Origin of the sequence: Thioalkalivibrio sp. ALE11, assembly GCF_000381205.1 — a bacterium.
GTDB lineage: Bacteria > Pseudomonadota > Gammaproteobacteria > Ectothiorhodospirales > Ectothiorhodospiraceae > Thioalkalivibrio.
Genome location: NZ_KB906215.1, coordinates 1 through 1344, shown reverse-complemented (window position 1 = coordinate 1344; position 1344 = coordinate 1). Strand labels below are relative to the sequence as shown.

2 protein-coding genes are annotated in these 1344 nt (G+C 66.1%); one reads left to right on the top strand and one right to left on the bottom strand.

What is annotated here, in order from left to right; genetic code table 11:
- Positions 1–195: 195 nt before the first annotated feature.
- The gene (locus tag F620_RS0114150) at positions 196–399 is read left to right on the top strand and encodes a hypothetical protein (protein ID WP_019571097.1); all 204 of its coding nucleotides are present in this window, start codon (positions 196–198) and stop codon (positions 397–399) included.
- Between the two features lie 15 nt (positions 400–414).
- Here F620_RS0114150 and F620_RS0114145 read toward each other — a convergent pair whose 3' ends face one another.
- Positions 415–1065, bottom strand: coding sequence for an SOS response-associated peptidase (locus tag F620_RS0114145; protein ID WP_019571096.1), 651 nt, complete (start codon positions 1063–1065; stop codon positions 415–417).
- Positions 1066–1344: the final 279 nt, after the last annotated feature.

Below are 1344 nucleotides of genomic sequence, written 5' to 3'. Positions count from 1 at the left end.
CACCCCGTCAGCGCAACGAGCAGGAAGGCACAAACGACTTTCAGAATATCCATGACAACCCCGGCGAATGGATTGGACCTTCAGGGTGGCCCATCCGCGCGTCCGTTTCTGTCGCCCGGCCGCGGGAACATAGCGTCCGACGCACGTGCGGAATGTGTATACCCATCCGAATCGACTTCGGAAGCGAGAGCCCCCATGTCCAACGAAATCGCCTTCAAAGAACTGGTCCTGCACCCCGAGTTCGTTCGCATCAAGGACGGCTCGCGCGTGGTCCTGCTGCACGAAAGCGAGTTCGTGAAGCTGCTTGCGGCGCTGCGCCAGTACGAGGCCCTGCGGGACCACTTGGGCGGCGATCCGCTGGTGGACGCGGGCCAGGAACGGGACGAGGAACGCGAATAAAGGCTCTGGGGCCCATCAGGCAATCGCTTCGATCAGCGACGGGTCGTCTTCGGCAGGCCGGTTCACGCGGGTGGACACCGGGTGGTACCTAAGCGCCTCGGGGTTCAGGCGCTGCGTCCGCGCCCGGATGGCTGCCCGTTCGGTGAGTGCCGGGTCCAGCCAGTCCCAGCGGCAGGCCGCATCCAGCACCAGGGGCTTGCGCTCGTGGATGTGCGCCAGACGGTCCGATGCGGGTTCGGTGATGATGGCGCAGCAGGCGCCGCCGTCGGCGGTGGGTTCCCAGATCCCCGCCATCATCAGCACGTCCTGCGGCGCATCTTCAGCCAAAGTGATGTAATACGGCTGCTTCCCCTGCTCCGTCCGCCGCCACTCGTACCAGCCATCGGCCAGCACGATGCAGCGGCGATGGGCGAACGCCGAGCGGAAATACGGACTGGTGGCCACTTTCTCGGCCCGCGCGTTGATGGGCCGCGGTCCCTCCTCCACCCGTTGCGGACGAAAGCCCCAGAACATCGCCAGGAAGGCGGCCCGTCCATCGTCGCCCGCCCGGAACCCTTCCAGCTCCGTCCCCGGCGCGACGTTGTACCGCGGTGCGTCGAAACCCGCATCGACCGGCACCTGGAAATAGCGCATGGCCAGCTCGCTGGTCGCGCTGTAACGCGTCATTCGTCCGCACATGGAGCCAGCATGCCACGAGAAACCGGGCGAGCCGTAGGCATCGCCCTCGCATCGCCCTCCGCCGAGACGCTCGTTCGAAGCCGCATCTCCGAAGTTTTCGATTACCCAAAAGAAAAGGCGGGGACTCGCCCCGCCGTTTCCTACAGCCCATTAAGCACTCCCCAGCCAGCCGGCCGGGCGTTCCGGATCCCTCGGGGGCATCCACACCGCGCGCCCGCCGCAGAACCGATGCCAGTAGCCCTTACGGCCCGCCTGAAGTGCCCGCTG

What these genes read in the sequence shown, in the direction of transcription:
- F620_RS0114145 (WP_019571096.1), bottom strand. Translation starts at nt 1,065, where the DNA reads ATGACGCGTTACAGCGCGACCAGCGAGCTGGCCATGCGCTATTTCCAG.
- F620_RS0114150 (WP_019571097.1), top strand. Translation starts at nt 196, where the DNA reads ATGTCCAACGAAATCGCCTTCAAAGAACTGGTCCTGCACCCCGAGTTC.